Origin of the sequence: Bradyrhizobium sp. (assembly GCF_028868675.1) — a bacterium.
Taxonomy (GTDB): domain Bacteria; phylum Pseudomonadota; class Alphaproteobacteria; order Rhizobiales; family Xanthobacteraceae; genus Bradyrhizobium.
The window spans coordinates 1-3,263 of the sequence record NZ_JAGWUA010000327.1; the positions used below are offsets into that span (position 1 = coordinate 1).

At 64.8% G+C, this 3,263-nt stretch carries 4 protein-coding genes and 1 pseudogene; 3 read left to right on the forward strand and 2 right to left on the reverse strand.

Annotated features, from left to right (window positions below; all coding sequences use genetic code 11):
- Window positions 1-533, forward strand: a pseudogene (locus KGM94_RS24535) (AMP-binding protein); the annotation flags it as partial.
- Window positions 534-668: 135 nt separating this feature from the next.
- Window positions 669-1,364, forward strand: a complete 696-nt coding sequence (locus tag KGM94_RS24540; RefSeq protein ID WP_300265118.1) for an outer membrane protein — start codon at window positions 669-671, stop codon at window positions 1,362-1,364.
- A 28-nt stretch (window positions 1,365-1,392) separates the two neighbouring features.
- Here the strand turns inward: KGM94_RS24540 and KGM94_RS24545 are convergent, their stop codons facing one another.
- Window positions 1,393-1,806 carry a hypothetical protein gene (locus tag KGM94_RS24545; RefSeq protein ID WP_300265121.1) on the reverse strand — a complete coding sequence of 138 codons (414 nt, stop codon included), beginning with the start codon at window positions 1,804-1,806 and terminating at the stop codon, window positions 1,393-1,395.
- Between the two features lie 176 nt (window positions 1,807-1,982).
- Here KGM94_RS24545 and KGM94_RS24550 point away from each other — a divergent pair, with 176 nt between their 5' ends.
- Entirely contained in the window at window positions 1,983-2,564 is a 582-nt protein-coding gene (locus KGM94_RS24550; RefSeq protein ID WP_300265124.1) for a hypothetical protein, read from the forward strand.
- Between the two features lie 7 nt (window positions 2,565-2,571).
- Here KGM94_RS24550 and KGM94_RS24555 read toward each other — a convergent pair.
- Window positions 2,572-3,263: fumarylacetoacetate hydrolase family protein (locus tag KGM94_RS24555; protein WP_300265127.1), on the reverse strand; the 692-nt coding region annotated here is incomplete at its 5' end.

Consider the following 3,263-nt stretch of genomic DNA (forward strand, 5'->3'; position numbering starts at 1 on the left):
CCATCGAGGGCGCGGTCGGCTACGTGATGCCGTGGGCCACCGTCGAAACACTGGATGGGACGGGTCGGGTGCTGCCGCAGGGGCAGGAGGGAATCCTGCGATTGCGATCCACGGCGCAGGGACGCTGGGAGGATATTGGCGATAGCGCGACGACGGACGACGGCGCGCGTTGGTTCTATCCGGGAGACGTCGGCCGCGTGACGTCGGATGGATGCCTCATCATCACGGGCCGGGTGAGCGATCTCATCAACATCGGAGGAGTCAAGATTGCCCCCGAACGGATCGAGCAGGTTCTGCTGGCGCATCCCAAAGTGATGGACGCCGGTGTCGCTGGTTTTGTCGGCGCCGACGGACTGGAGGAGGTCAGGGCGGCGGTCGTCCTGCGCGAACCCGCGGACGAGGCCGCTCTGATCGCCTTCTGCACGGCGCGGCTCGCCGATGGCGCGCCGCGACTCGTTCGCGAAGTCACCGAAATACCCCGCAACGTCGGCGGAAAAATTGTGCGCGAGCGCATCCGCGATCTCCTGACCTGACCCGCCTCAAGCATCAAAATACCGCTGACTGTGCCGCATCTGCAACAGTTCGCGGCCAAGCGTCCGGCAGAGACGCGAAAGCATTGAACGATCGAAGCCGCGGGACGAGTATCGGCGCATTGCGGGAGGCAGGGCATGCGCGGGCAATTTCTGACATCGGTAGCCGTGGTTGCGTTGTTCGCCGGTTCACCGGCGTTGGCGGGCTCTGCTCCGCCCGTTTACAACTGGTCCGGCTTCTATGTCGGCGCAAACGTCGGCGGCGTCTGGGCGGAGAACAAGAGTCAGGAAGTCGGTAGTCTGACCTGGTTCGACAGTCCACCGGCCCCTGAGTATGGCGCCAGCGCGACGGGCCTGATCGGCGGCGTCCACGCCGGGTACAATTGGCAATTCCAGCAGTTCGTGTTCGGCATTGAGGGAGACATCAGCGCGGCGTCCGCCGATGCGAACACGTCCCGCCTAGCCAGCTTCAACCTGACGATGGTTCAAACCTCGAGCCTGACGGGACTCGCGACCTTGCGTGGGCGGGCGGGCTTTGCCGTCGACAGGGCGCTGCTCTATTTGACGGCCGGCGTCGCCACCGGGAATGTCCACGACCGAGTGGACGATCCAAACAACGCCGTCCTGTGGGACAACAGCGGCTGGCGCACCGGATGGACCGCGGGTGGCGGCTTCGAATACGCGGTCGCCAGGAACTGGACCGTCAAGGCCGAGGCGCTCTATGTCGATTTTGGCAACAGCGATGCGGTGTTGAATAACACCAACACGGCCTACCGCTTCCGCTTCAAGGACACCGCGACCGTCGCGCGCGCCGGCTTTAATTTCAAATTCTGAGCGGCGATCCCCGATCTGCAACGACTGCTTAGTACCGCCTCAGCAGCCCGCGCGACACGCCGGTCTCGCCATACTCGGCGCAGGCCGCGTTCGGGTTCCTGATCAAGTCCGCCCGGACCCGGTTCGACGTCTGGCCGGCCGCCGCCGACACCTCGGGACGGAATTTGCCGGGATCGTAGCTCCTGCCGTCGAGCGCCTTGATGGCCGCGTCATAGGCGTCCATCATTGCCATGGCGGCCTCGGTGCTGCCGAGCAACCTGGCGCCGAGCTGGACGCCGCCGGCACCATTGACCTCGTAGCCGGTGCATCGTCGTTCGAGCACCATGGCCGCGGTGACGAGCTGATCGAGGAACGTCGCTTCGGTAGGGGTCAGCGTTGCGGCGCGCGCCTGCGCCGGCACGATCATCGCGAAGAGCGCGATCGCTGACAATTTGCGTTTCATCCTCGCCGTCCCCTGCCGCCGTTCAGTGCATTCAGCTATTGCCCGGCTCTCTCGGCCGCAAGCCCGGCGGCGCCCTTGGAGGGCAGATCGGCGAAAACGGCTTCTCTCTCCGGTTGCAAAGGGTGGACGAATGAGCGATTTTGAGACGTTCGGGTTGCGATCTTGCGGGGACGCCGATGAACGAGAATCTGAAAGACATCTGGATACTGGGCTCTGGTCATACGCTCGTCGTCCTCGCCATTCTGCAGATCATCGATCTGGCGCTGACGCTCGCGCACGCGTTGCAGGAGCGCAAGGGCCGGCTGTGGCGTTACTTCGGCGCGATTGCGGGGGTCAAGATACCGGACCGTGTCGGTCAGCCCCTATTCTTCGGCGGCCTGACCATCTCACTCTGGATCGTAGGCCTGCTCGGAATGGCCGGCACGGTGCTCTGGCAGACCCCGCTTGCGTTCGGATGCCTCGGCGCGATCATCGGATGCCGGGTGGCGGACAGCTGGTTTTCGCACATTCGGCTGAACAATGCGGGTTACCGGCCCAATCCGGGGCTGCCGTCGGTGCCGCTCTATCTCGCGGAGGCGCTGGTTCTCCTGGTCGTGTTCTACCCGAGCCTGCGCATGCAGACGTTCCCGGTGCTGGTCGGGTTCGTCGTCGGCGTGGTTGCCTTCTACGCGGTCCTTCCGGTCTTGAAGACGTTCGGTCGCCTGCTGTTCGAGCCGACCGAACCCTGGCACAGGGGCAGTCCACAGCCGGAGTGGTGAGGCCTCGCTACCGCCCCTCCCGCACAAAACGGTTGCGCAGCGTGCCGATGCCGGTGATCTCGATCTCGACGACGTCGCCGTGCCGGATGTCCGGCGAGGCGCCGTCGGTGCCCATCCAGATCACGTCGCCCGGCCACAGCGTAAAGTACTTCGTCAGTTCGACCAGGAACGGCACGATGCCGAAGATCATGTCGGAGGTCGCGAAGCGGTAGGTCTCCTTGCCGTTCACCCGGATGATGGTCTCCATGCGGTCGGGATCGGCATCGGTCTCGATCCACGGGCCCATCGGCTTGAAGGTGTCGGCGTTCTTCGAGCGCCACAGGCCGCGGTCGGCCTTCTGCCAGGTCCGCTCGCTGACGTCGTTGCCGATGGTGTAACCGAACACGCACCCCATCGCGTTCTCGGCAGTCAGGTGCTTGACCTTCTTGCCGATGACGACGACGAGTTCGCCCTCATAGTGGATCTTCTCGGTTGCGATCGCGGGGATCACCACGTCCTCGTCATGCGCGATCAGTGCGTTCTGGGCGCGGTAGCCGACCTCGGGCCGGTCGGGTACCGCCGGCACCTCGCCGCGCTTGTCGGCTGCCTCCTTCAGGTGCTTCAGGTAGTTGAGCCCGACGCAATAGAAGGTGCGGGGAACGAGCGGCAGCTCGATCTTGACCTGTGCGAGCGGGTGCTCGCGCGCCGTGCGCCGCCATT